22 protein-coding genes are annotated in these 24,587 nt (G+C 66.3%); 2 read left to right on the top strand and 20 right to left on the bottom strand.

Annotated features, from left to right (window positions below; all coding sequences use genetic code 11):
- Nucleotides 1-7 precede the first annotated feature (7 nt).
- Nucleotides 8-1,318 (bottom strand): CCA tRNA nucleotidyltransferase, encoded by a 1,311-nt coding sequence (locus VGQ44_21565; protein ID HEV8449428.1) that lies wholly within the window; start codon nt 1,316-1,318, stop codon nt 8-10.
- Nucleotides 1,319-1,454: 136 nt separating this feature from the next.
- On the opposite strand from VGQ44_21565, the gene VGQ44_21560 reads away from it, so the two are divergent.
- The gene (locus VGQ44_21560) at nt 1,455-1,883 is read left to right on the top strand and encodes a hypothetical protein (protein ID HEV8449427.1); all 429 of its coding nucleotides are present in this window, start codon (nt 1,455-1,457) and stop codon (nt 1,881-1,883) included.
- Between the two features lie 293 nt (nt 1,884-2,176).
- Here VGQ44_21560 and VGQ44_21555 read toward each other — a convergent pair whose 3' ends face one another.
- The 18 genes from VGQ44_21555 to VGQ44_21470 form a co-directional block, all read right to left on the bottom strand.
- Complete coding sequence (locus tag VGQ44_21555; GenBank protein HEV8449426.1) at nt 2,177-3,151, bottom strand: asparaginase; 975 nt, start codon at nt 3,149-3,151, stop codon at nt 2,177-2,179.
- Nucleotides 3,148-3,906 (bottom strand): SDR family NAD(P)-dependent oxidoreductase, encoded by a 759-nt coding sequence (locus VGQ44_21550; GenBank protein ID HEV8449425.1) that lies wholly within the window; start codon nt 3,904-3,906, stop codon nt 3,148-3,150. Before VGQ44_21550 ends, VGQ44_21555 begins: the two co-directional genes overlap by 4 nt.
- Nucleotides 3,903-4,499, bottom strand: coding sequence for an SIS domain-containing protein (locus tag VGQ44_21545; GenBank protein ID HEV8449424.1), 597 nt, complete (start codon nt 4,497-4,499; stop codon nt 3,903-3,905). The genes VGQ44_21550 and VGQ44_21545 overlap by 4 nt, the downstream gene beginning before the upstream one ends.
- A gap of 45 nt (nt 4,500-4,544) precedes the next feature.
- Complete coding sequence (locus tag VGQ44_21540; GenBank protein ID HEV8449423.1) at nt 4,545-5,300, bottom strand: CpsB/CapC family capsule biosynthesis tyrosine phosphatase; 756 nt, start codon at nt 5,298-5,300, stop codon at nt 4,545-4,547.
- The gene (locus tag VGQ44_21535) at nt 5,297-5,611 is read right to left on the bottom strand and encodes a hypothetical protein (protein ID HEV8449422.1); all 315 of its coding nucleotides are present in this window, start codon (nt 5,609-5,611) and stop codon (nt 5,297-5,299) included. Before VGQ44_21535 ends, VGQ44_21540 begins: the two co-directional genes overlap by 4 nt.
- Nucleotides 5,608-8,397, bottom strand: coding sequence for an alanine--tRNA ligase (gene alaS / locus VGQ44_21530; GenBank protein ID HEV8449421.1), 2,790 nt, complete (start codon nt 8,395-8,397; stop codon nt 5,608-5,610). Before alaS ends, VGQ44_21535 begins: the two co-directional genes overlap by 4 nt.
- A gap of 224 nt (nt 8,398-8,621) precedes the next feature.
- Nucleotides 8,622-9,155, bottom strand: a complete 534-nt coding sequence (locus tag VGQ44_21525; protein ID HEV8449420.1) for a hypothetical protein — start codon at nt 9,153-9,155, stop codon at nt 8,622-8,624.
- Between the two features lie 96 nt (nt 9,156-9,251).
- Complete coding sequence (locus tag VGQ44_21520; protein ID HEV8449419.1) at nt 9,252-9,797, bottom strand: regulatory protein RecX; 546 nt, start codon at nt 9,795-9,797, stop codon at nt 9,252-9,254.
- Nucleotides 9,798-9,904: 107 nt separating this feature from the next.
- Nucleotides 9,905-10,948 carry a recombinase RecA gene (gene recA, locus VGQ44_21515; GenBank protein HEV8449418.1) on the bottom strand — a complete coding sequence of 348 codons (1,044 nt, stop codon included), beginning with the start codon at nt 10,946-10,948 and terminating at the stop codon, nt 9,905-9,907.
- Between the two features lie 115 nt (nt 10,949-11,063).
- Nucleotides 11,064-11,438, bottom strand: coding sequence for a YraN family protein (locus VGQ44_21510; protein ID HEV8449417.1), 375 nt, complete (start codon nt 11,436-11,438; stop codon nt 11,064-11,066).
- A gap of 61 nt (nt 11,439-11,499) precedes the next feature.
- Nucleotides 11,500-12,261, bottom strand: a complete 762-nt coding sequence (locus VGQ44_21505; GenBank protein ID HEV8449416.1) for a hypothetical protein — start codon at nt 12,259-12,261, stop codon at nt 11,500-11,502.
- Between the two features lie 19 nt (nt 12,262-12,280).
- A complete protein-coding gene (locus VGQ44_21500; protein ID HEV8449415.1) occupies nt 12,281-14,635 on the bottom strand; it encodes a DNA translocase FtsK in 2,355 nt (784 codons plus the stop codon).
- Between the two features lie 27 nt (nt 14,636-14,662).
- Nucleotides 14,663-16,018, bottom strand: coding sequence for an acetyl-CoA carboxylase biotin carboxylase subunit (gene accC, locus VGQ44_21495; protein HEV8449414.1), 1,356 nt, complete (start codon nt 16,016-16,018; stop codon nt 14,663-14,665).
- Entirely contained in the window at nt 16,019-17,212 is a 1,194-nt protein-coding gene (locus VGQ44_21490; GenBank protein HEV8449413.1) for a PilT/PilU family type 4a pilus ATPase, read from the bottom strand.
- Complete coding sequence (accB, locus tag VGQ44_21485) at nt 17,205-17,711, bottom strand: acetyl-CoA carboxylase biotin carboxyl carrier protein (protein ID HEV8449412.1); 507 nt, start codon at nt 17,709-17,711, stop codon at nt 17,205-17,207. Before accB ends, VGQ44_21490 begins: the two co-directional genes overlap by 8 nt.
- Nucleotides 17,712-17,748: 37 nt before the next feature.
- Nucleotides 17,749-18,843, bottom strand: coding sequence for an aminopeptidase P family protein (locus tag VGQ44_21480; protein HEV8449411.1), 1,095 nt, complete (start codon nt 18,841-18,843; stop codon nt 17,749-17,751).
- The gene (gene aroQ, locus VGQ44_21475; GenBank protein HEV8449410.1) at nt 18,836-19,276 is read right to left on the bottom strand and encodes a type II 3-dehydroquinate dehydratase; all 441 of its coding nucleotides are present in this window, start codon (nt 19,274-19,276) and stop codon (nt 18,836-18,838) included. Before aroQ ends, VGQ44_21480 begins: the two co-directional genes overlap by 8 nt.
- Complete coding sequence (locus tag VGQ44_21470; GenBank protein HEV8449409.1) at nt 19,273-21,414, bottom strand: tetratricopeptide repeat protein; 2,142 nt, start codon at nt 21,412-21,414, stop codon at nt 19,273-19,275. Before VGQ44_21470 ends, aroQ begins: the two co-directional genes overlap by 4 nt.
- Before the next feature lie 209 nt (nt 21,415-21,623).
- Between VGQ44_21470 and VGQ44_21465 the strand changes: the two genes are divergently transcribed.
- Nucleotides 21,624-23,441 carry a peptidyl-prolyl cis-trans isomerase gene (locus VGQ44_21465; GenBank protein HEV8449408.1) on the top strand — a complete coding sequence of 606 codons (1,818 nt, stop codon included), beginning with the start codon at nt 21,624-21,626 and terminating at the stop codon, nt 23,439-23,441.
- Between the two features lie 636 nt (nt 23,442-24,077).
- Here VGQ44_21465 and VGQ44_21460 read toward each other — a convergent pair.
- On the bottom strand, nt 24,078-24,425 hold the full coding sequence (locus VGQ44_21460; protein HEV8449407.1) for a hypothetical protein: 348 nt from the start codon (nt 24,423-24,425) through the stop codon (nt 24,078-24,080).
- Nucleotides 24,426-24,587: the final 162 nt, after the last annotated feature.

Genomic DNA, 24,587 nt, shown 5'->3' with positions numbered 1-24,587 from the left:
CCCCCGTTCAGCGGGGAGTGGCGTCGTGGTGCAGGCGCGCCGCTTCGCGCAATAACCAGTCGGGCGTGTTGCGCGCCGGGTCCTCGATCACCGCGGCGAGCAAGGACTGGAGAATCTTACCGAGCCCAGGGCCGGCCGGAATGCCGGCACGGCGCAGGTCGTCGCCGTCCACGGCGAGACCGCCCAGGTCGATGGGGTCGTGCAACGCCACCCCCAACATGCGACGATGCAGCCGTCGGACGGCGTTCGGGGCCGGGGCCGGGCGCCTCACACTCAGATCCGCCGCCCACATCGCCGCGGCGAGCCGCATGAACGACCCGACCCCCAGCCGAGATATCGACGCCACCCAGCGGCGCACGCTGGCGTCATCCGGCGTGCCGGAGGCGGACATCGCCGCCCCCATGGACGGCCCGTTCCTTTGCCACGCCGCGACGAGCTCGGTGACGGCGCGGATCTCGTGCTTCGAGCCCCGAAGACCGAGGAGCACCGACTCGGCGGCGCCGGCTCCGAGCGGAGCGAGAAGGGCCGCGTATCGAACCGCCCGACGCGCCGGACGCCGCTCGAGTCCCGGCCGTGCCGTGAAGTCGGGAACCGTCAGCGCCTGCTCGGGCAGATTGGACAGCGCGGGGATCAGCGACGCGAATGCCCCGGTCTTTTGCCAAACAATCAACGCGTCGCTCGGACGACAGACTTGGTCGAACGTCTTGTCCAACTCCTGCTTCACCCGCTCCGGCGACAATCGGCCGAGGTATGGCGCGCTCGCCTCCATTGCCCGCCGCGTGGCGTCGTCGATTCTGAACCCGAATCGCGCGGCGAAACGGATTCCCCGCAGAGCGCGCAGCCGATCCTCGCGCATCCGGGCGTCCGGATCGCCGACGGCGCGTACGATCCTCGCGGCAAGATCTTCTCGTCCGCCGAACGGGTCACGCAGCTCGCCTGAACTTGGCGAGTAAGCAATCGCGTTGATTGTGAAATCTCGGCGCGCCAAATCGTCGTCGAGCGACGCTCCGAATTCGACCACCGCATGACGCCCATCGGTCTGAACGTCGCGGCGAAAGGTCGTGACCTCGTGCATCGCGCCGAGGCGATCGAGCACTCCGACGGTGCCGAACTCGATGCCGACCGGGATTGTGCGCCGGGCGCCGAATACGCGCCGGACCTCGTCGGGCGTCGCCGAAGTCGCCAAGTCCCAATCGAGATGCGTCTCTCCGAGGAGGGCATCGCGAATGGCGCCCCCGACGCACCACGCCTCGAATCCCTCGGACTCGAGACGCTCGGCGATCTCGAGGACGGTCGTCGGTGGATGAAGGCGGGTCATTGAGAAGGGGCGCGGCGTGAAATCGCGGTGGAGAATAGCCCGTTTCGCCGTGATCGTGAAAGTGGCCAGCCAGTACAGCTTCAAAGTGAAACGGTCGATATTTGTTTCGAAGAATCACGAATGAGGACCGTCGCACTTGATCGAGTTGGAGCAGCTCCTCGCCCGTTCCCAAGCCGCCGAGCCGTTCAAGCGCGTGGTGCGCAGCCTTTACCACGGGCACACGCACGACCCGTCGCCGCTGGACCGAGTGCGACTCGATCGGCCGATGCCGCGCGTCAAAGTTCGCCGGCTTCTCACGCACGTCCTCGCGGCCGAGCCGCAGCTCGTCGTCGAGCACGTCGCCCTTAGCGCTCGCTCCGGCTGCTCCGACTTCGTCGGTGTCGTCACCGTCCACACGCCGACCGAGACGCACGTCTACGAGTTCATCTGGGATTGCCGTTGGCGCGCCGAGCAAGAAGGCTGGGTCGACTGCTTCGGCTTCCCGGACCAACTCCGCGCCGCCGACGAATTCGACTGGCGCTGCTTCGCCCGCTGGGAGCCCGTTCTCGCGCGCGAGGTCAGCTGATCGCCGTTGGTTGAGCGACGCGGCGGCGCTCCGACTTCGCGGCGTCGGGCCGAGCTCCCAGTTGAGATCTACGATTTGATACGGCAACGATTTCGCGGAAACACCACGGACTCCGCGGAAAAGAACCCCTTTTGTTTTGTTGCTGTTCCAAAAGCCTGTTTTTTTCGCGAATTCCTGATGATCCGCGAAATCCGCGAGCAGTTTCGAAATCCGCCAGCAATCGTCGAGGCGTACCCTGCCCACTCACCAGGATCGACCCCGCCGGCCAAGCGAATCTCCACCACAAAACGGAGCTACGACTCGAAAAGCTCCCGGAGACCGGCGACGTCCAATCCGGCGCCCAGACCGAGCATGACGTCGAGGCGCGCTTGCTGTGGACGGCGCGAGCCCGCGAAGATCGCGCCGCGTTCGGCGAGGCGGCGGCCGCCTCCGGCATAGCCGTACGTGTGACCCACTCGCCCGCGTCCCACGCGCGACGTGATCACGACCGGCTTTCCTTCCGCGATCCAACGATCGATGCCGTCGAGCATGGCGACCGGGACGTTGCCCCGGCCCATCCCGGCGACGACGATCGCGCGCCCCTTCCCGTGCTCGCGCGAAGCGTCGAGCAGTCGTGAGTCGGAGCCGGCGAACGAGTAGACGATGTCCACCGGCTGCGCGAGCGTCGTCGCGTTGAGAATCGGCGGCTGCGCGTGGATGGATCGGCGGAACACGACTTGGCCGTCGTCCAACACGGCCACTGGGCCAAGTCCCGGACTGTCGAAGGCGTCGACCATGTAGGTGTGCGCCTTCGTCACGTCGAGCGCCGTGAACACGCGGTCCGACATCACGACCAACACGCCCTGACCGCGCGCTTCGCCACTCGCGGCAGTGCGGATCGCGGCGCCGAGGTTGCCGGGACCGTCCCATCCGAGATCGCTCGACGTGCGCATCGCGCCGGTGAATACGATCGGTTTGTCGCTCTTTACCGAGCGCGCCACGAGATACGCGGTCTCCTCGAGCGAATCAGTGCCGTGCGTGACGACAACGCCGTCCACATCGGGCCGCGCGAGGTGTTCGATGATCCGCCCGCGCAACGCCCACATGCGATCCGGCGTCATGTGCGGTCCCGGAAACGCGCCCCAATCGTCCACGTCGAGCGGCGCGAGCCGGTCGATCCCCGGCGCCAGGGCGACGATTTCGTGTCCGCTCAACGTGGGCACCGCGCCGCCGGCCGTCGGGTCATGCCGCATCGAGATCGTGCCACCGGTGAAAACGAGAACGATCATCCGCAGAGAACGCTGCCGCCGTTCACGTTCACGATTTCTCCCGTGATGTGCCGAGCGAAGTCGGAGCAGAGAAACACGATCGGTCCGGCGATGTCGCGCGCCGACGCAATGCGCCCGATGGGTATGCTGGCGGCGATTCGTTCCCGCCCCCCGCCGGCGAACGGCTCGTCGCACATCTCGGTGTCGACCCAGCCCGGCGCGACACTGTTCACCGTGATGTCGCGCTTCGCCAGCTCGGGGGCGAGTGATTTCACGAGCGAGATCACCGCGCCCTTGGACGCGCCGTAGTCGGCATGAAATGCTTCCCCTCGTTGGCCGGCGGTGCTGGATACGAGAACGATGCGACCGTGGTCGCTCATCGCTCTGATCGCGGCCCGCGTCGTGTAGAACACCGAGTCGACGTTCTCGGCGATGGTGCGACGCCACTGGTCGTCGGTCATCGATCCAAACGCGACGTCGGTGCTGGGCCAGATTCCCGCGTTGCCGACGAAGAAATCGAGTCCGTCCAGCGATTCCGCGGCGCCGTGCACGAGCGCCTCCGCGCCGCCGACCGTCGAGATGTCAGACGCGTGGGCGGACGCCGTGACGCCGAACTCGGATCTCAGCGAAGCGACCAGCAACTCCGCGTCCGCGCGCCGGCTGCGGTAGCCGATGGCGACGTGGACGCCGTTCTCCGCAAAGAGCCGAGCGGTCGCGGCGCCGATCCCCCGGGATCCGCCTGTCACCAGGGCGCGTTTTCCCTTGAGACCGATCATCGCGCTGCACCTCCGCCCGCCTGACCTTCGACCATCAGCCGTTCGACGAAGTCGCAGATCAAATGCTCGATGCAGAGGTGAAGCTCCTGGGCGCGGTCCGTGCGCGGCGTCGGAATGACAACCGAGTGATCGGCGAGCCCGCGGAGCTTGCCGCCGTCGCGCGCGCTGAAGGCGAGAACGCGGACTCGTTTTCGGCGCGCCGCCTCGGCCGCGCGCAGCACGTTAGGCGAGTTCCCGCTCGTCGAGTGGATCACGAGCAAGTCGCTCGGTTTCGCGAGCGCGTCCACCTGTCGCGCGAAGATCTCGTCGAAGCCGAAGTCGTTGCCGGCCGCGGTGAGCAGCGAGGTGTCGGTCGTCAACGCGACGGCGGGATATGCGCCGCGGTTGCGCGTGTATCGAACGACGTATTCCGTCGCGATGTGCTGCGCGTCGGCCGCGCTTCCTCCGTTACCGCAAAAGAACAGCGTTCCGCCGCCGGCGACCGTCTCGCGGACCATCGCCAGGGCGCGCTCGAGATCCGGCGCCATCGACTCGGCTACCCGTTGCGCCACGGCCGCCAAGTCGCGCAGGCCATCGGCGAAGTGCTTGCTCACGTCGGTGTCCACGGTCGGTCGCTCCCCTCCTGGAGAGGACTACGGTCAGGATTTTCCGAAAACCATCTCGCCGAGGCGGCGAACCATGCCGCGCCGGAGCTGAATTGGCCAGACGGGCATCGTCGGCTCGTCGGCCAACAGCCGGCGCGCGTTTTCGAACGTCAGCAGGCGAACGTTGGCCTCCGTCGTCACGTCGGCTAGCCAGTCGCGCGCGATCGCCAACGTTCGCCGGTCGACGTGCGTGTCGCTCGCGAACAGATCCACCAAACCGCTCGTGATCAACTCCTCCGCCAGTCGGTGTGGACCGCCGCGTCGCAGAATCGCCGTCACGTCCATCTGAACCACGGCGCCCGCCGCCTTCCACCGCGAGACCAAAGCGGGCGTGCACCCCCAATAACGCTCCGGATGCGCGACGACGGGTACGAGACCGCTTTCATGAATCCTCAAGAGATCCTTGTCCGAGTTGGCCGGAAGACCCAGACGGGCAAATTCCACGAGACGCGCCGTCGACCCGCCAAGTCCCAAGCGAGGATCGCTCAGGTCCGCGCCTGGAATGTCGAGCAAGATCTCCCAACCGCGTTTGAGCTCCGGAGGACGCGTCGACGAGGCAACCAACTGCGCGAACAGCTCGTCGTGTTGTTGGTGCGGCGCCTCGCGCGCGCGGGACGCCTCGAGGTGGGGCGTGCAGACGACCGTCGTGACACCCTGCTCCGCGAAGCGACGCAATACTTCCAGGGACGCCTCGAGCGACTTCGACCCGTCATCCACCCCCGGCAGAAGATGGGTGTGAATGTCGATCATCCGCCGGCGATCGCGGACAGGCGTGTCATCGCTTCGTGTGCGCGCGCCTCGAGGGCCGCCGGCGACTCGGCCGCCGCCTCGAGGGCGTAGGTCGCCAAGGCGTCGGCGGCCAAGAGATCCAACGCCGACTCGCGCCCGGGTGATGGTCGCGCCGCGACGTCGGCGAGCAGAGTCTCACACGCGTCCAAACAAACGATGGCGGCATTCGACGCCGGCTCGGCGCTTCGTGCTCCGAGCGCTGTCTCGATGCGCGCGGCGAGTCGCGCCGGCGGCGCGGGGTTTTTGTCGCGGAGCCAGTCGCCGACCGTCACTCGGCGCCGACCAACGCGTCGCGCACGAGCTCGGGAGCACGGGCGAGCGCGTCGCCGAAACGCGCGGCATCGGGTACGCCTGCCTGCGCCATGTGCGGCTTTCCGCCTCCACGGCCACCCGCCGCGGCGGCGATGTCCTTGATCAGGGCGTCGGCGCGCAGACCGCGCTGACGCAGGTCGTCCGTCACGACGACCAGCAAAGTGTTCTTTCCGTCCTCGAAGCTCGCCGCCAACACGCCAACACCGCTGCCGAGCTTCTCGCGCACCGCGTCGCCGAGCGCCTGGAGCTCCTTCACGTCGCCCGCGCGAACGACGCCGGTCACCAACTTCGAGCCGTTGTGCTCCCCCCCACCCCCGAGCGCCTGCGCGCCGCCGAGCAGCGACTGCAGCTGATCGCCGCCGCCGCGCATCGCCTCCTCGAGGCGACGCTCGAGCGTACGCCGCTCGTCCAACAGCGCCGCAACGCGCTTCTCGACGCCGTCGACCGGCGCCTTGAGCGATTCGGCGATCCGGTGGAGCGCGCGCTCCTCGCTGCGAATCAGCTGGTACGCGCCCGGCCCGGTCAGCGCTTCGATGCGGCGGACGCCGGCGGCCACGCCGGTCTCGGTGACGATCTTGAACAGATTGATCTCGGCCGTGTTGCGCACATGAGTGCCGCCGCACAGCTCCATCGAGAAGTCGGCGACTCGCACCACGCGCACGACGTCGCCGTACTTCTCGCCGAACAGGGCCATCGCGCCCGCCGCGCGCGCGTCGGCGTAGGCCATCTCGCGCGTGGTAACGGGAATGCTGCGCGCGATCTCCCGATTCACGATGCTCTCGATCTCGCCGAGCCGCTCGGCCGAGACCGGGCCGTGGTGCGTGAAGTCGAAACGAAGCCGATCGGGCGCGACGAGCGAGCCCGCCTGATGGACACCGTCGCCGAGCACGGATCGTAGCGCGGCGTGGAGCAGGTGCGTCGCCGTGTGGTTGCGTTCCGTGTCGCGCCGCCGGTCGCTCGGCACGCGCGCGATGACGCGGCCGAAGTGGAACGTGCCGGTGATTCTCCCGATCGCCGCCGGACGCCCTTCGATCTTTCGGACTTCGTCGACGTCGACGCGCCAACCCTCGCCGACGATCTCACCTTGATCGGAGATCTGTCCGCCTGACTCGGCGTAGAACGGCGACTCGCGGAGCAACACGGCGACGCGTCCGCCGTCGAGGTGCCGAACGGCGGTCGTCTGCGTTTCGATTTCGATCGCGTCGTATCCAACGAATGTCGCCGCTGGGCCCACCCCGGGCGCTGCCTCGAATTCGGAGAGATTCGCCAACGCGTCGAGGGCAACGCCGACGCGCTTTGCCTTTCTCTCTTCCTGTGAACGTCGCCGCTGCTGATCGAGCGCGGCCTCGAATCCGGCGATGTCCACCACGTAGCCGCGCTCGCGCGCCATCAGCTCCGTGAGGTCGATCGGGAAGCCGAACGTGTCGTAGAGACGGAACGCGTCCTCTCCACTGATCGTGCCTCGGACGTCGGTCCCGCCACCGACCGATTGCACCGGAGCGAGTTGATCGAAGCGCGTGAGCCCACCCTCGATCGTGGCGAGAAAGCCCTGCTCTTCCTGGCGCGTGGTGTCGAGGATGTGCTTCGATCGTAGGCGAAGCTCCGGGTACGCGTCGCCCATCGAATCGATCACCGCCTGAGCGACGTGCACGAGGGTCGGCTCCTTGCGGCCGAGGAGCCATGCGTGACGCACGGCGCGCCGCAGAATGCGGCGCAGCACGTAGCCGCGTCCCTCGTTCGACGGGAATACGCCGTCGGCGAGCAGGAACGACACGGCGCGCGCGTGGTCGGCGAGAACGCGGAACGAAGCGGGGCTCACGGCGTTCTGCACGACGCCGCCCGATCTTACGCGGACGCCGGTTCGTGACTGGTCGCTCTCGCGTCCCCAGTATTGAATGCCCACCGCCTGCTCGACGGCCGACAGCATTGGCGCGAAGAGGTCGGTGTGGTAGATCATCGTCACGCCCTGCGTGATCGCCGAGATTCGCTCGAGGCCGGCGCCCGTGTCGACCGACGGCTTCGGCAACGGCACCATCGTGCCGTCCGGCCGCCGGTCGAATTGCATGAATACGAGGTTCCAGAACTCGATGAACCGATCGCGGTCGGATCCTTCGATGAATGCCTCGAGCGAAAATTCGTCGCGATCGAGCTCGGTCCATTCACCGGTCGCGCCTTGGGGCAAGCGCCAATCTTTGGCGATGTGCGCCATGTCGACGAAGATCTCGGAGCACGGGCCGCACGGACCGGTGTCCGCCATCTGCCAGAAATTGTCCTTGTCGCCAAGTCCGTAGATGCGCGAGTCCGGAAGCCCGGCGATCTCACGCCAAAGCGCGCGCGCCTCGTCGTCGGAATGATGCACGGAAACGCGCAGCAGCTTCGGGTCGAGTCCGAGATCCTGCGTGACGAACTCCCAGGCGAATCGGATCGCGTCCCGCTTGAAATAGTCGCCGAACGAGAAGTTGCCGAGCATCTCGAAGAACGTGTTGTGGCGCGCGGTGTGTCCGACCTGTTCGAGGTCGTTGTGCTTTCCCCCCGCGCGCACGCACTTCTGCGAGGTCGTCGCTCGACGTCGTCCGTTGGGCGGCGCTTCGGCTCCCAGGAAAACGCGCTTGAACTGCACCATCCCGGCGTTCGTGAACAGGAGCGTCGGGTCGTCGGCAGGGACGAGCGACGAGCTCGGCAACACGGCGTGATCGTTGCGCTCGAAATATTTGAGAAAACGGGATCGAATCTCGGCGGCCTTCATTCTCGGAATATAGGCCGCCCGGGAGGCGAAATCAGTTGCGCGCGCTTAGCGGAACGGACCGAACGAAAGTGAAACGCCTCCAGCGGCGAAATGACGCGTCTTTCCGGCGCCCTGAACTCGTTGATCCCCAATCCGAGTGAACGAGAGACCCTTGGCCGAAGCTCTGGCCGCAGGTTGCACGGTCCTCCGGCGACGCTTGCTGACGAAGACGCGACAGGGCGCCGTTATTGAAACCATCCAACGGCGAACGCCAATCCGGCTCCGGCGTACTTGCGTCCAGATCCCAGCGCGGCGAAGCCGTCGAGCCCAATCCCGACGAGCACGTAATTGAGATTCGCTTGCGCACTGACCGCGATCACGGGCTCGTGAACGAGGTTCCCACCGCCGAAGTCATGGCCGTAACTGTCGCCGATGCCTGCAAGCAACACGACGTCGGCGTGGGACTCTCGCACGGGATGAACGCCCACGAGAAACGAGATGTCGCCCACATCCCCGGGATCGAGGAATCGCGACGCGCCGGCCGAGCGAATGGAGAATGCTAGCGGGCCTCGAGCCGTCCACAGCGCGATCATCCCGGCGAGTCTCCCGTCTCCGTGGTCCGTGCCCGGACCTAGCGACAGTGATAACCAGGTCCGCCGGTGCTCGGCAGCCGCGTTTGGGATCGTGGACGACTGCGCGAGCACGTTGGGCGCGGCCGACGCCATCGCGGCGCCCGCGACCCCGACAATCCCGGCAAGTGTGCGTCTCCTATTCTTCACTTCTCCCCCCGGGAAGACACAACGAGGTGCCAGAGAAAGAGATCACAATGGCGCCACCGCGGTGATCGCTCGCCGCCCCCACTCCTACGACGCCAGCTATTCGCCACGCGCCTCGAGGGCCTCGCCCGTGAGTCGCCCGACAATCTGGCCAATCGCATCGACGTCATATCCACGCCGCGCGAGAAACGCGTAGAGGCGCCGTCGCTGAACCTGTGCGTCGAGCTTCGCCAGCGTCTTCATCTTCTTTCGAGCGACGCGTTCGATGTTCGCATCCTCGTCGACGGCTTCCTCGTCGAAAACCGCGGCAATCGCCTCGTCCCCGACGGTCCGTGCGACGCCGCGACGCGCCAGTTCCTGCGCGATGCGGCGCCGCGACTGTCCGGCTCCGATGGCTTTCGAGCGCGCGAGCTGGCGCGCGTAATTCGCGTCGTCGAGGAGTCCCGCCGCGCGCAGCCGCTCGATGGCCGCGTCGACATCAAGGGCCGGCTCGCCCTTTTTGATCAGGGCCCGTCGCAACTCAATGACGCTGCGGGCCCGCGACTCGAGCATGTCGAGCGCGCGATCGTACGTCGACCGAGGTGTGCGACTCGGCCGGTGCGTGCGCGGAGCCCGCGGCTGGACGGGGTCACTCGATGGATTCATCGCGCAAATGAAAAAACCGCCGAGGAGTCACTGCTCGCTGCGACAGGAACGTCCGGGTCCCCTCGTCGCAAGCCTGGTGCCTCCCCGGCGCAATTCGTGTCGCCGGGCTACTCCTCGCTGACCTCGATGTCGTTGATCACCTCGCGCGGCCCGACGCCGAGCAGTGCCTTCACCTTCTCTTCGACCTCGGCCATCAGAGCAGGGGTGTCGCGAAGATACAGCTTCGCGTTCTCCCGTCCCTGGCCGATTTTTTGGCCGTTGTACGCGTACCACGCGCCCGACTTGTCGATGATCCCCGCCTCGGCCGCGATGTCCAGCACGAGGCTCGCGTGGCTGATGCCTTCGGCGTACATGATGTCGAATTCGGCTTGTTTGAACGGCGCGGCGACTTTGTTCTTGACGACTTTCACGCGCACGTGCGAGCCGACGACGTCCTCCTTGTCCTTGACCGGCCCGATGCGGCGGATGTCGAGCCGCACTGACGCGTAGAACTTGAGCGCCTTGCCGCCCGTCGTCGTCTCAGGATTGCCAAACATCACGCCGATCTTTTCGCGCAGCTGGTTGATGAACACGACCGACGTCTTGGAGCGCGCGATCGATCCGGTCAGCTTGCGCAGCGCCTGGCTCATGAGGCGGGCCTGAAGACCGACGTGCGAGTCGCCCATGTCGCCTTCGATTTCGGCCTTCGGGACGAGGGCCGCGACCGAGTCGATCACCACGACGTCCACCGCGCCGGATCGCACGAGAATCTCGCAGATCTCGAGCGCCTGCTCGCCGGTGTCCGGCTGGGAGATGAGCATCGCCTCGACGTCCACACCCAGCTTGCGCGCGTACTCGGTGTCGAGCGCATGCTCGGCGTCGATGTACGCCGCGACGCCGCCGTTGTGCTGCGCGTTGGCGACGACGTGGAGGCAGAGCGTCGTCTTGCCGCTCGATTCGGGGCCGTAGATCTCGGTGATGCGGCCGCGCGGGATGCCGCCCACGCCGATCGCCGCGTCGAGGTTGATCGCTCCCGTGGAGATCGCCTCCACCCGGACCTTCTGGTCCGCCCCCAAGCGCATGATCGAACCCTTTCCGTGGCTCTTTTCGATCTGCGCGATGGCCAGATTCAACGCCTTCTTCTTGTCGTCCTGCAAGGTCGACACAGCCATGCTCTCATCCTCTCGGTTAGTCGTCCGCTCTTGGGAGGGCCAATCAGCGTAATCGTAGCGGGAAACACAGGGGGCGCTCGATACCCGAAGAAAATACGAAACCGGGGTGCCGAATTCAAGCGGAATCGCGTAGCGCGAACGCGTTGGGCACGTGGCGCACTCGAACGCGGTCGCCCTCCACGAGAACTCCGACCACATCGAAGCGATACGAGTCGTCCGGCCGGCCGTGCCGGTCGATCCAGACCGAGGCGGAGCGGATCAGCTCGCGCTGCTTGCTCCAATTCACCGCCTCGACCGGATCGCCGAACTCACTGCCGCGACGGGCCTTCACCTCGACGAACGCGACGGTGCCTTCTCGCTCCACGACGAGATCGATGTCCCGGTGACCGCTCCGAAATCGCCGCTGCATCACACGCCATCCGTGCCGAGTGAGCCATCGCTCCGCGATCTGCTCCCCGAGCTCGCCGAATTGCTGTTTGGCCGCTGACATGGGCCGAAACTACGGCTCGCCGGCCTCGGACCATCACCGAAACATGGCGAGCGACGTCTTTCTATTTCGCGATCCGCGCGAGCGCACTGACGACCTGTGCCCCGCCCATCATCGGCTGATCCAGCGTACTCCTCACGACGATCGGGTCCGACTTCGTGACCCAGTACAGACCCTTCGTTTGATCCGCGTGAACGGACACCACCCAGCAGTCGAACGTTCCCGCGGGAACCCGCACGCGATCCTCGCCGATCACGGCGATTCGAGTCGAGAGCACCGCGTTGCTGCCCACGCCCACCGAGAGCACCGGCACCGAATCCTCCCACGCCATCGCGAGCGGCAGGAGTCGTAAAGTCGTCTCCAACATCGCGCCGCTGACGATGCTTCCGGGGGGCACGGCCAGAGCCATGGTTCGGCGACCGGCGGGCGTGCTCGTGCCGCCGAATGCGCTGTCGCTTCGAAACTCGAGCGCGAGGTGTGCGGGCCCCGTCGTCGCCGACCAGTGAATCGGTCGTAGCGTCGCCATGTCCGCGTAGAGCGAGTCCGCCGACGGAATCCCGTCGCCGGCCCGCGCCTCGACCAGCAGCCAGGTCGGGATGCCGACGTACGCCATCGGCGTCACCGTCACCGTTCGCGTCCCCAACGGCGTCGTCGACGCGTCGCGTTCGAGCGTAGTGAGGTACACGAACTGACTCGTCTGGAGCTTTGTCGCGTCGAACTTCCCCCCCGCCACCGGCGGTATCGCGCGATGCGATGTATCGGGGGGCGTCGGGGTCGTGACGGGCGGATTCTGCGCGGCCGCGACATGTGCGGCGCACGCGAGCATGACGAAAACGCCGAACGATTTACGCGCGCGGGCCACAGATCCGATCCAGCTCGTCCAATCCGACGAGCACCTCGCGCCCGCGTGGCCCGTCCGATGGACCGAGCACGCCGGCAAGCTCCAGCTGGTCGATGATCCTCGCGGCCCGCCCGTAGCCCACCTTGAGCCTTCGCTGCAGCAGCGACGTTGAGCCCTGCTGCGTCTGCACCACGACCTCCGCGGCCTCGCGGAAGAGCGTATCCCGGTCGCCGGCGTCCTCGGCGTCGGCCGCACCGGCAGCGTCGAGCGCCTCCTTCTCCTTGTCGCGAATCTCTTTGAGGATGTCGCTCTCGACGGCGTCGAAGGCCGCCAATCCCTGCGCCACGCGGGCCGCGCGCTTCTCGTCGGCGCGCTGCTGGTACCACTTCATCAGACGTTCGGTCTCTTCGCTCGACAGGAACGCGCCCTGGAGACGCGCGGGCTCGGACTTGCCCGGCGGGATGAACAGCATGTCGCCGTTGCCGAGCAGCGTCTCCGCCCCCGCTCCGTCGATGATCGTGCGGCTGTCGATCTGCGACGCAACGCGAAATGCGATCCGGCTCGGGAAGTTCGCCTTGATGAGGCCCGTGATCACGTTCACGCTTGGGCGCTGGGTCGCGAGAATGAGGTGGATGCCGATCGCGCGCGCCTTCTGCGCGAGCATGGCGATCGGCGTCTCCACTTCACCCGGCACCGTCATCATGAGATCGGCCATCTCGTCGACGATGACGACGACGTACGGCAAGACGTCTCCCTTGTAGGTCGTATCTTCGAACGCCACTTCGGCGTTCTTCGCCAGCTTGAGCTCGACTTTGTCGAGCACGCGCTTGTTGAACTCCTGCACGTTGCGGCATCCGTTCGCCGCGAGCAGCTCGTAGCGCTCCTGCATCTCGAGCTGCGCCCATTTGAGTACCGACGCCGCGTCCCGGTTGTCTGTGATCACCTTGTGGCGCAGGTGTGGCAGCGTGTTGTACACCGACAACTCGACCATCTTCGGGTCGACCATGAGGAAGCGCAGCGTCTTTGGCGTGTGCCGATAAATGAGGCTCGTGATGATCGTGTTCACGCAGACGGATTTTCCCGAACCCGTCGCGCCGGCGATGAGCAGGTGGGGCATCTTCGCCAAATCGGCGACGACCGGTTTGCCCTCGAGGTCCTTCCCCAACGCGATCGGCAGCGCTGCGCGGACGCCCGCCGGGCCGAACTCGCGCGCCTCGATCAGCTCGCGGAGCGATACCATCTCCGACGTCGGATTCGGCACCTCGACGCCAACCGCGCCGCGCCCTGGAATGGGCGCGACGATCCGGATCGACGGCGCACGCATCGCGAGCGCGAGGTCGTTCGAGAGGTTCGCGATCTGCCGGACCTTCACGCCCGGTGCCGGCTCGATCTCGTATTGCGTGACGACGGGGCCCGTCGTGCGGCCGACGAGCTCTCCCTCGACGCGGAACGTGCGCAGCGCCGCCATGAGCTTGTACCCCATCTCGTTCAGCTCTTCGGCGCTTGCTTCGGCGTTGTGAGGCGGCGGGGGCGCGAGCAGATCCGGGGTCGGCAGCTCATCGCCGCCCAGGTCGGGCCGAGCGGTCGCATCGATCGCCGCCGCGATTTCCGCGTCGTGGTCGGCCGCCGCCTCGGCCTTGGTTCGTTTCCTTCGCTTCCTCGGCTCGACGACGCCGTCTTCGACGTCGGGGCGCGAGTCATCGACTGGCGCCATCGTGTCGATTGCCGGCATCTCGTCGAACGGCGGCGCGAGGGCCAGCGCACGGTCGGCGTCTCCCAGCTCGGGCGCATTCTTGTCGCGCTTGCGGCGCGGCTTCTCCGGCACGGTGCTCGTTTCGGCCGGCTGTGCGACCGCGGGCTGCCGCCCCACGAGGGCGCGGATCGGATTCCACGCCAGCGTCGCGGCGGTGAGGGTGGACGCGGACAACGCGACGAGCACCCACGCGCCGAACGCACCGAACCAGCTCCGCCACCACGCGGCGATCGCCTCTCCCCAGATTCCCGCGCTCGCGAAGCCGGTTTCCACCGACGCGATCGAAAGCGCCAGCACGACCGGAAGGAGAAGGACGAGTCCCGCGACGAAGATCATCCATGAGCGGTCGGTCCTCGACTCGAGCCGACCGAAAAGGCGCAGCGCGTGCACTGCCGGCACCAGCGGAATCAGAATCGCGGCGGGCCAGCCGAAAAACGTGACGAGCGGCTTGGAAAGGAACTCGCCGACCGGGCCGACGTTCGCTTCGACGCTGACGCCCATCCGCATCTCGGCCAGCGCCAGCGCGACGAATGCGCCGGCGAGGAAGACCGCCAGGAGCAACAGCGCAATGCCGGTGATTTCGCGCTTCAGCGTCGTACTGCTCACGCTATCGGTCGACCCCCCCGCCCCCACCTATGCGGGCTCCTTGAACAGGTCCGTCTCGCGCTCGAGGAACTTCGTGTCCACCTGGCCCGCCACAAACCGCGGGTTTTGCATCACGCGGGCGAGAAACGGAATCGTCGTCGTCACGCCTTCGATGATAAACCCGTCGAGTGCCACGTGCATACGCGCGATCGCCTCGGCGCGGTCTCGTCCTTGGCAAATGAGCTTGGCCAGCAACGAATCATAGAACGGCGGGACGGTGTAGCCGTCGTAGACGTGTGTGTCCAAACGAACGCCCGGTCCGCCCGGCGGGTGGAACGTGAGAATCTTCCCCGGCGACGGCTGAAAGTTCCGTGATGGATCTTCCGCGTTCACGCGGACCTCGATCACATGGCCGCGCAGGGGCGGCAGATCGGTCACGCTGAGACGCTCGCCTGCGCCGACGCGGATCTGTTCTTTCACGAGATCGATCCCGGTCAACATCTCCGTAACGGGATGCTCGACCTGGATGCGCGTGTTCATCTCCATGAAATAGTACGACCCGTCCTCGTCGAGCAGCATCTCGATCGTTCCCGCGCCGACGTACTCGATCGCTTTCGCGCCGGCGACGGCCGCGCGCCCCATTTCCTCGCGCAGCTTGGGAGTCATCGCGGGACTGGGCGCTTCCTCGATGAGCTTCTGATGGCGCCGCTGGACCGAGCAATCACGCTCACCCAGGTGGATCACGTTGCCGTAGGTGTCGCCGAGGATCTGAAACTCGATATGACGCGGTCGCGCGAGGTATTTCTCGACATAGACGTCACCGTTGCCGAACGCGGACAGCGCTTCCGATCGGGCCAACTGGAACGAGCGCGCGAAATCGTCGGCTTGGCGCGCGACGCGCATTCCCTTGCCGCCGCCGCCCGCCGCCGCCTTGATGATGACGGGAAACCCGATGCCGCGCGCGAACTCGAGCGCCTCGTCCACATCCTCCACGGGCCCCGGCGTTCCCGGGATGATCGGCACGCCGACCTTGGTCATCGCGGAACGCGCGGCGGCCTTGTCGCCCATTATCCGGATCTGATCGCCCGTCGGACCGATGAACGCGATCTTCGACGCGGCGCAGATGTCGGCGAATTCCGCGTTCTCGGCGAGGAATCCGTAGCCCGGGTGGATCGCGTCGGCGCCGGTGATCTCGGCGGCGGCGATCACCCGCGGGATGTTCAGGTAGGACTCACGGGCCGGCGGCGGGCCGATGCACACGTCGTCGTCGGCGAACCGCACGTGCAGCGATTCACGGTCCGCCTCGGAGTACACCGCCACCGTCTGCACGCCAAGCTCGCGGCACGCGCGGATGACGCGCAACGCGATCTCGCCGCGGTTGGCGATGAGAACCTTGTTGAACATTTACTTCTTCTTCGCGCCGCCTTCGAACCCCGTCCACGACGTGTCGCTCGTGCCCGAGACGCCTTGCACGCGCAGGGCAAACTCGGCCGGGCTGGTCGCGTAGAACAGCGCGCTCTCGTAGGACACGGAGCCCCTGGAGTAGAGCTGCATCAGCGACTGGTCGAAGCTCTGCATGCCGTATTGCACCGTGCCCTCTTTGATGAGGTCCGGAATGTTGAGCGTCTTTTCCATGTCGCGGATGTTGTCCCGGACGGCGGCCGTGTTGATGAGGATCTCGCACGCCGGAATTCGGCCGGCCTTGTCGGCGCGCGGGACGAGTCGCTGCGACACGACCGCGGCGAGCGCGCTGGCGAGCGAGAACCGGACTTCGGCCTGCTGGTGCGGAGGATAGAACGACAGCACGCGGTTGATCGTTTGCGTCGCGTCGGTCGTGTGGAGCGTCGAGAAGACGAGGTGGCCGGTATCCGCCGCCTTGAGTGCCGTGTCCAGCGTTTCGAGATCTCGAATTTCGCCGATGAGGATGACGTCGGGGTCCTGGCGCAGCACGCGGCGCAGGGCCTGGCCGAAAGTCGCCGTGTCGGTTCCGATCTCGCGCTGGTTGATGTGGCTGTTCAAGTCGCGGTGCAGGAACTCGATCGGATCCTCGATCGTGATCACGTTTGCGCGGCGATTCTGGTTGATGTGCTGGATCATCGCCGCCAACGTCGTCGACTTTCCGGAACCCGTCACGCCCGTCACGAGCACGAGACCGCGCGGCTTCATCGCGATCTCCTCGAGCACCGGCGGGAGATTCAGCTCGGGCACCGTGCGCGCCTGATACGGAATGGCGCGCATCGCGAAGCACAACGAGCCGCGCTGCTGATACAAGTTCACGCGGAAACGGCCGATGCCGGGCACGCCAATCGCGAAGTCGCACTCCTTCTCTTCCGAGAAGAGATTGACCTGGCGCGGCGTCATGAGCTGCTCGGCGAGGTTCTTGAGATCCTCGGGGCGCAGCGGCGCGTGCTCCAGCGCGATCAGCTCCCCGTCGACGCGCAGCGTCGGCGGCCGGCCGACCTTCAGATGGATGTCCGATCCGTTGCGACGGATCATCTCCTGAAGGACCGACTTGAAGTTGATGCCGGACGGCGCGCCCGCGGCCGGCGGCGGCGCCATCGGGGTCGACGCGGGGACCGGAGGGGCCGGATTAGCCATTGGGATCGATCCTAAACAGCGCCTGGCCGTATTCGACCGGCTGCGCATCCTCGACCAGAATCTCGCGCACGATGCCCGCGAACTCCGACTCGATCTCGTTCATGATCTTCATCGCCTCGATGATGCACAGGATCTGCCCTTTCTTCACGCGGTCGCCGACCGCGACGTACGCCTTCGATCCCGGCTCAGGTGACTTGTAGAACGTGCCGACCATCGGTGATTTCACGTCGAGCGCGGTGGACTTCGGCGCCTCGGCAGCGGCCATCTCCGGCTCGGCCACGACCGGAACGCCCTGCGCCGGTGACGCCCGCCCTGCGATCGGAACCGCCGGCACCATGGTAGGTATCGGCATCGGCGCGGCCACCTGCACTGCACCACGTTGTTGCGGGCTCTTGGAAATGCGGATCTTCAAGCCCTTGTCCGACGTGATCTCGATGGAATCAACCGTCGATTCATCGATGATGTCGATCAGTTTCTTGACGTAGCGTAGGTCGATCATAGGCTTCTGAAGTGTCGCGCCGGACGACGTGTCCGAGTCACCCGAGCTCGATCAGCTCGTGCGTGAACCGCGTGAGGACCCGCGGCCCCCCAGCCGCCAGGACCACGTCATCCTCGATCCGAACTCCACCCCATCCCGGACGGTAGATGCCCGGCTCGATCGTCACTACCGCGCCTTCCGCCAACGCACCGTCTGCCGTCTTCGCGAGCCGCGGCGCCTCGTGCACCTCGAGGCCCAACCCGTGTCCGAGACTGTGTCCGAACAGCTCGCCAAATCCGCGCCGCTGAATGTACTCGCGCGCGATGGCATCGGCATCCCGCCCCGACATTCCGGCCCGAACGCCCTGCGCGGCGCTCTCGTTGGCGACGCGTACAATTTCGTAAACCTCCCGCTGCTCCGCCGCCGCTCGTCCCATCACGAACGTGCGCGTGATGTCCGAGCAATAGCCGCCGGTCTCGGCGCCGAAATCGAGCAAAAGGAAGTCGCCGTCGTCGACATGCCGCGCCGTCGACCGCGCGTGCGGCAGCGCCGAACGCGGACCGGAGGCAACGATCGACTCGAACGGAAAACCTTCGCTGCCCTCGTCGCGCAACGCCTTCTCGAGCACGCCCGCGACCTGAAGCTCCGTCATGCCCGCGCGAAGCTGCGGCAACGTCCGCTCGAGCGCGCGCGTCGCGATTCCGTTCGCCGTTTCGATCAAGGCGAGCTCGCTCGGATCCTTTCGCTCGCGCAGCGTCTCGACGATGTCCACCGTCGGCCGCCATTGCCAGCGCGCGCCGCCGTTGTCCTCGAGCAAACGCTGAAAATCTCGATGCACCAGATGCGTCGACTCGAATCCCGCGACTTCCAGGGAGCCGAGTTGTGCGAGCTGCTGCCAGAGTCCGGACCAGAGACTCTGCGGCTCGATGACGACGCGAGCGAGGTCGCCGATCTCGTCGACCACCTGCGTCTGATAGCGAAAATCGGTCACGAACAGGGTGTCGCGCGGCGTGACGAACAACAGCGCGCTCGATCCGGAGAATCCCGTGAGGTACCGGATGTTCGGCAGGCTCGTGATCAGCAGCCCATCCAGATGGGCCGCCGTGATCGCGTCGACGAGCGCGGCAAGCCGCGTGGGGCGAAGGTCAGACACGAGCGGCAACCTTGCGCGTGAGTCCGCGGAGCGCGAGCTCGTAGCCGTAGGCGCCCAACCCGACGACGCTGCCCACGGCCGCGCCGGCGAGCATGGAGCGATGACGCTCGGGCTCGCGCGCGTAAACGTTCGACACGTGGACCTCGACGAACGGAACCGCGATGGCCGACAGCGCATCGCGAATCGCCAGGCTCGAGTGCGTGTACGCGCCGGCGTTGATGACGACGCCGTCGACGCTGCCGCGCAGCGCCTGAATCGCGTCGATCAGCTCTCCCTCGCCGTTATGCTGAGCGAACTGCAGCTCGACACCGATCTCCCTTGCTACCGCCCGCAAAGAACGCTCGACGTCGTCGAGCGTCTCGTGGCCGTACAACGCCGGTTCGCGCGTCCCGAGCAAATTCAGGTTCGGGCCGTTGACGACGGCGATTCTCACGACTTTTTCAGCCCGTTGAGCCACGCATTGAATTGCTCGATGTCGTCGTCGTCGCCAGACCTTTCGGGAGCTTCCCCGCGCGACTCCTCTGATCGTTCTCCCGCAAAAAACTGATCGAACGAGAAACCGGAGGCCTCGCCGGCGTGCGCCGGAGTCGGCTGGCGGAACACTCGATCGAGTGACAGCTCGTTCGCCGCCTGTCGCGCCGGCCTGCCTTGAAGCGGCTCGGGCGCGGGCTCCGGCGCGAACGCCTGGGCGAGCGTGTCGGCGGCGAGGAGATCGTCGTCGAGCTCACTGCCCGAGTCGAAGAGCGCGTCGATCGTCCCACCTGCCGGCGACGGCGGGCTCACCTCGTTTCCAGAAACGGCCGGCGGCGTGCGGCGAATGATGCCCAGCAGGAAGTCGCGGATCGTCGGCACGCCGGCCTTCGGCGTCATGTCCGCGAAGTCGTCGTCGTCGCGACCGTTATCGACCGACGCGGAATCCTTCGGCGCGGTCTCGATCGGCGTTGCGGGAGTCGGCTCGCGCCGCCGACGCTGGACGCGCTCCTCGATTTCGTCGGTCTGGCGACGGAGCGATTCGTCGTCGGGACGTCTGGCCGACAGCGTGCGATAGATGCCGAGCGCCGACTCGAGATGCCCCTGGCTCAGATAGAGCTTGGCCATCGTCTCGGTAGCGAAGGCGTCGCTCTCGGCGTCGCCCGCTGCGATTTCCGCGTGGGCATCCGAGATACCGCTTGCCGCGACCGGCGTGGGATGCACTGAAGTCGGCGGGGCAATCGGTTCGGCCGACACCACTGGTGTCGGCGATGCCGGCGCCTCGCCCACCGGCGTCGATGACAACGGCGTTGGTTGATGCGCCTCGACGGCGGCCTTGTCTTCGTGCGCCTCGATCGCGTCGACATACTCGCGCCCACCGGCGCCTTCGGTCGTTTCGTGGTGAGCTTCACCATCGGCGGCGCCGCTCGCCTCCGACTCGAACTCCATCTCCGCGCTCTCGAAGCCCTCGGCGTGGGGAACGGTCTCCGTCTCTGCCGCGGGTAAGTCCGGCGAGTCCAAGTAGAACGACCCGACGTTCTCACTCTCGGCAATCGGATCCTCGGGCGACTCGAACGCGTAGGTCTCCAAACCGTCGACGTTGGCGGTGCTCGCGTCGACGACCGGCGGCGCAAGATCGGAAAACGGAACGAACCCGCCCGCCGCCTGGTCCGCCGACGAGGCGTCGTCGACGTCGCTTGCGTCACTGCTCGCCTCGACCGTCGGCTCCGACGAGTGTCGAGGTTCACTCCAGCCGGCGTCGGACGCCGCGACGGGCTCTGGCTCCGCGGCTTCCTCGTGGTGGTCGGTCGACGCCGGAGACGGCCCTGCCTCGTCGGCCGGCGGCGCGGAAGCGCCAGCGAGCGAGCCGAACGAAAAGTCGTCGAGATCGAGAAGTTCCTCGGTGACCTCGACAGGTTCCGGATGTTCTTCAGCCTCTTCGCTCGCGGAGGTGGCCTCGGCTACTGGAAGCGGCGGTGGCTCCGGAGCCGCTGCCTCCGCACCGGATTCCGCCGGTCCATGCGTCGGCAGCGGGGGCGGGCCGAGAGGATGGGTCTCCGCCCGTGGCGGCGCGCCCGGCGCGTCCTGCTGAACGAGGTGCTCTACCGTCAACGGAGAATCGTCGACCTCCGGCCCCGAGGGCGGCGGCGAAAGCGGAGCGGACTGCGACGGCGGCGACAACTCCGCGGCCTGGGCCTGTGCCGCGGCGTCCAGCGATCCGAGAAGCTGTTCGATTTCGGCGTCGCGTGGATCGGCCTCGAGCAATCGTTGGTACCACGAACGCGCCGCGTCGAAGTCACCCGCTTGGCGCGAGATGTGGCCGAGGTGGCGCAACGCGATGAGGTTTTCGGGGTCTAAGGAGAGCGCGGTTTCGAAGACCCGTTTCGCCTCTTCATCGCGGCCGAGCTCAAATAACGTCTGACCGTAAACGATGTGGCCGCTGATGTGCCCCGGCTGCTGAGGCAGGTATTCCTCGAGAATGAACACCGCTTGCGGGAGATCGCCCGATTTCCGGTACTCGTTGGCCAACGGCGCAAAGTACCGGCGGGGATTCTCGTCGAACTTTTTTCTGAGCTCGTCGATGCGGGCTGAATTGGCCATGGACTGCGTTCGCTTTTACGCGCGCGGCTGAGGGCCGAAGCCCGAGGAGGTTTGGAAGCGCATAATACATAAGCCGGACGCCGGGAGTCAATCAGAAGTCACATTCTCACTTGATTTTAGCCCGCGTCGGTCCGTATGTTCTCAGGCTCGTTCCACCAACGGTTTTCGTTCCCTTTTCGCGTTCGGGAGTTGGTTCTGTGCTAACACAAATGCGAAGCCTGGCGAAGTACATCTGGGTCATCGTGGCCCTCGTCTTCGTCGGCGGCTTCCTGCTCTACCAGACGTCTGGCCTCATGGGCCGCACACCTGTGACCGCGAGCACTGCGGTCGCGAAGGTCAACGGCCACGAAATCTCGTATCGGGATTTTCAGCTCCGAGTCCAGCAAGAGATTCAGACCGAACAGAGTCGCGCCGGCAAGTCGCTGACTCAGGACGACACGCGCCGCATCGAGAACAACGTGTACGACCAGATGGTCACCGAAGAGCTGCTCGACGAGCAGTACCGGAAGCGCGGCATCGTCGTCACGGACGACGAGATCCGCGAGTTCGCGCGCTACGCCCCGCCCCCCTGGATCACGAGCGCGCCGGAGCTCCAGACCGAGGGCAAGTTCGACGCGGACAAATATCAGCGCTTCCTCTCGACCGCCGAAGCGAAGAACAGCGGCCTGCTCGTCCAGCTCGAGAGCTACTACAGGTCTGAAATCCCGAAGGACAAGCTGCTGGAGCAGGTGTCGGCCGGCATTTACGTCTCGGACGCGGAGCTATGGCGCGCCTGGCGTGATCAACACGACAGCGCACAGGTGAGCTACGTCACGTTCACGCCGACGGTCGATGCCGCCGCCAAGAAGTCCGTCTCGGACGCGGATATCCGCACCTACTTCAACAACCACAAGGACGAGTTTGCGGGCGTAGGACGCGCGTACCTGTCACTCGTAATGATTCCCCGCACGGTCACGGCGGCGGACAGCGCCGCCGCCAAGGCGAAGGCGCAATCGCTGCGCGACGAGATCGTCAAAGGCGCCAAGTTCGAGGACGTCGCCAAGCGCGAATCCGCGGACACGCTTTCCGGCGTCAAAGGCGGCGATCTCGGCGCGGCGCCGAAGACGGCATACGTCGCCGAGTTCTCGAAGGCCGCCGACGCGCTGAAACCCGGTGAGATCTCGGCGCCCGTGCTCTCGCCTTTCGGCTATCACATCATCCGCCTCGACAGCCGCAAGGGCGACACGCTTTCCCTGCACCACATTCTCGTCCCGATTCAGGCAAGCGATTCCGCCTCGGCGCGCGTCGACCGCATGGCCGACACGCTGTCTCGACTCGCCGCCGCGAACGAAGACGGCACCAAGCTCGATGCCGCGGCGAAACATCTCGGGCTGCCGGTCCTGCATCTCACGGCGTTCGAGGACCAGCCCGCCGCCCTCGCCGGCCAGGTTGTGCCGAGCGTAAGCGCGTGGGCCTTCGGCGGTGCGCGCGTCGGCGAGACCAGCGATTTGTTCGACGATGACCGCGGCTACTATCTCGCCCGGCTCGACACGTTGCGTTCCGGGGGCGAAGGAAACTTCGACAGTGTGAGGGAGGACATTCGCTCGATCCTCGCGAAGGAAGCCGCGATCGACAAACTCATGCCGGAAGCGCAAAAGCTGGCGTCCGCCGCGGCCGCGTCGTCGCTCGACGCGGCGGCCAAGGAAGCGGGCAAGAAGGTCGACCAGACGACGATGTTCTCGCGCGGCTCGATGGTTCCGGGGCTCGGTCAGTTCACGCAGGCCGTCGGCGCCGCGTTCGCGCTTCCGGTTGGCGCCGTCAGCCAGCCGGTCAAGACGAGCGAGGCCGCGTATGTGCTCCGCGTCGACAAGCGCGTCGTCGCCGACAGCGCCGCCTGGGAGAAGCAGAAGGCCGCACAGCGCGACCTGCGCCTCAACCAGCTTCGCCAACAACGAATTCAGATGTTCATGGCCGATCTGCGAAAGGCGGCGAAGATCGAGGATCACCGGAAGGAGATCAACTCGGCCATGCGTCGCCAGCAGGCCTAGCCAGTCGGTATGGCCCGTTGGGGCCACGACGATCTCGTGAAGAGACCGCGATATGTGATCGCGGTCTCTTTTTTTCGGCAACAGATTGTTCTCTTGCGCGCTCGCCGCGGCGCGAGGTGTCGAGCAGAGCCGCCATTCTCGCGGCTTTCCGCGACGAAACAGGAGAATCTTACAAACTAGAAATGTAAAATCACGTTACACGCCGGATTCTCGTGTCGAGACGCCGAGTGCGCGCGTGGCAACGAGTTAGGTCCGCCCAACCGGGGCTGGAAGCGACGTGGCGCGTCGGTTGCCTCTCGGTCGGCCGATCGGCGGATCTTCCGAGGAAGTTTTCCCTGTAACGGCCTGTTCCAACTCTTCTAACATGAAGCTCAACAAGCTCACCATCGTGTTGGCGGCGCTCGCCCTCGTCTCGCTGGCTTTCGCGCAGCGCATTCACATATAGCCGCAATCGCGGCTCCGACGGCTCGTCGTCGTGAACCGTGAGTTCGAGCGATCGGCAAAACCTGCTGCCGCGACTCCGCCGGTGGGTGCTGTCGAATGGCGTGATCGCGGCACCCTGACTTGTCGCGGCCAGTGGCCGTGCCCGGCGCAGTGGTGCCCGCGTCACGCACAACTCGTTCTTCGGTCGAGAGTCTATCGCAGTCTCGACGCGCGGAACGTGCCGCTCGCAGACGGGAGCCCGCCGTCGAGCGGCGTCTCTATCCAGGTCCCGGTGAGCGAATCGCCGCGAACCTGACCGACGTGCCGCCTTGCGACGTCGCCGAGGAGCAGGTCGAAATCAAGCGTCGTCGAATCGACGGTGCGGCCGGAGACTGGCCCGGCCAGTCTCCGCTGCAAGCCTCCGGCACCAATTTCAACGACGTCGAGCGTGCCGCTGATTTGGGAGCCGCTTTGCCCGCTGAACGCCAGTGATCCGCTGAGCTGAGCGGCGGAGGGCGCGCCCTGCGTCGCCACGTAGTTCCAACTTCCGACCACAGGCACGCCCAGTTTCCCGGGGTCGGTCGGGCCGAAGCACGCGACAGCGGCCCCGCACACGACAGCGGAACACGCGGACGCCAATCGCAACACGCGCCAGGACGACTCACGTCGCCCCGGCGCTGGCCTTCGTATGCTCATGTTGTTGAGTCTCGGCGAGGGCCGCCG

This window comes from Gemmatimonadaceae bacterium, assembly GCA_036003045.1.
In the GTDB taxonomy this organism is placed as follows: Bacteria; Gemmatimonadota; Gemmatimonadetes; order Gemmatimonadales; family Gemmatimonadaceae; genus JAQBQB01.
The sequence above is the reverse complement of the archived record's forward strand: the minus strand, read 5'-3'. Positions and strand labels throughout refer to the sequence as shown.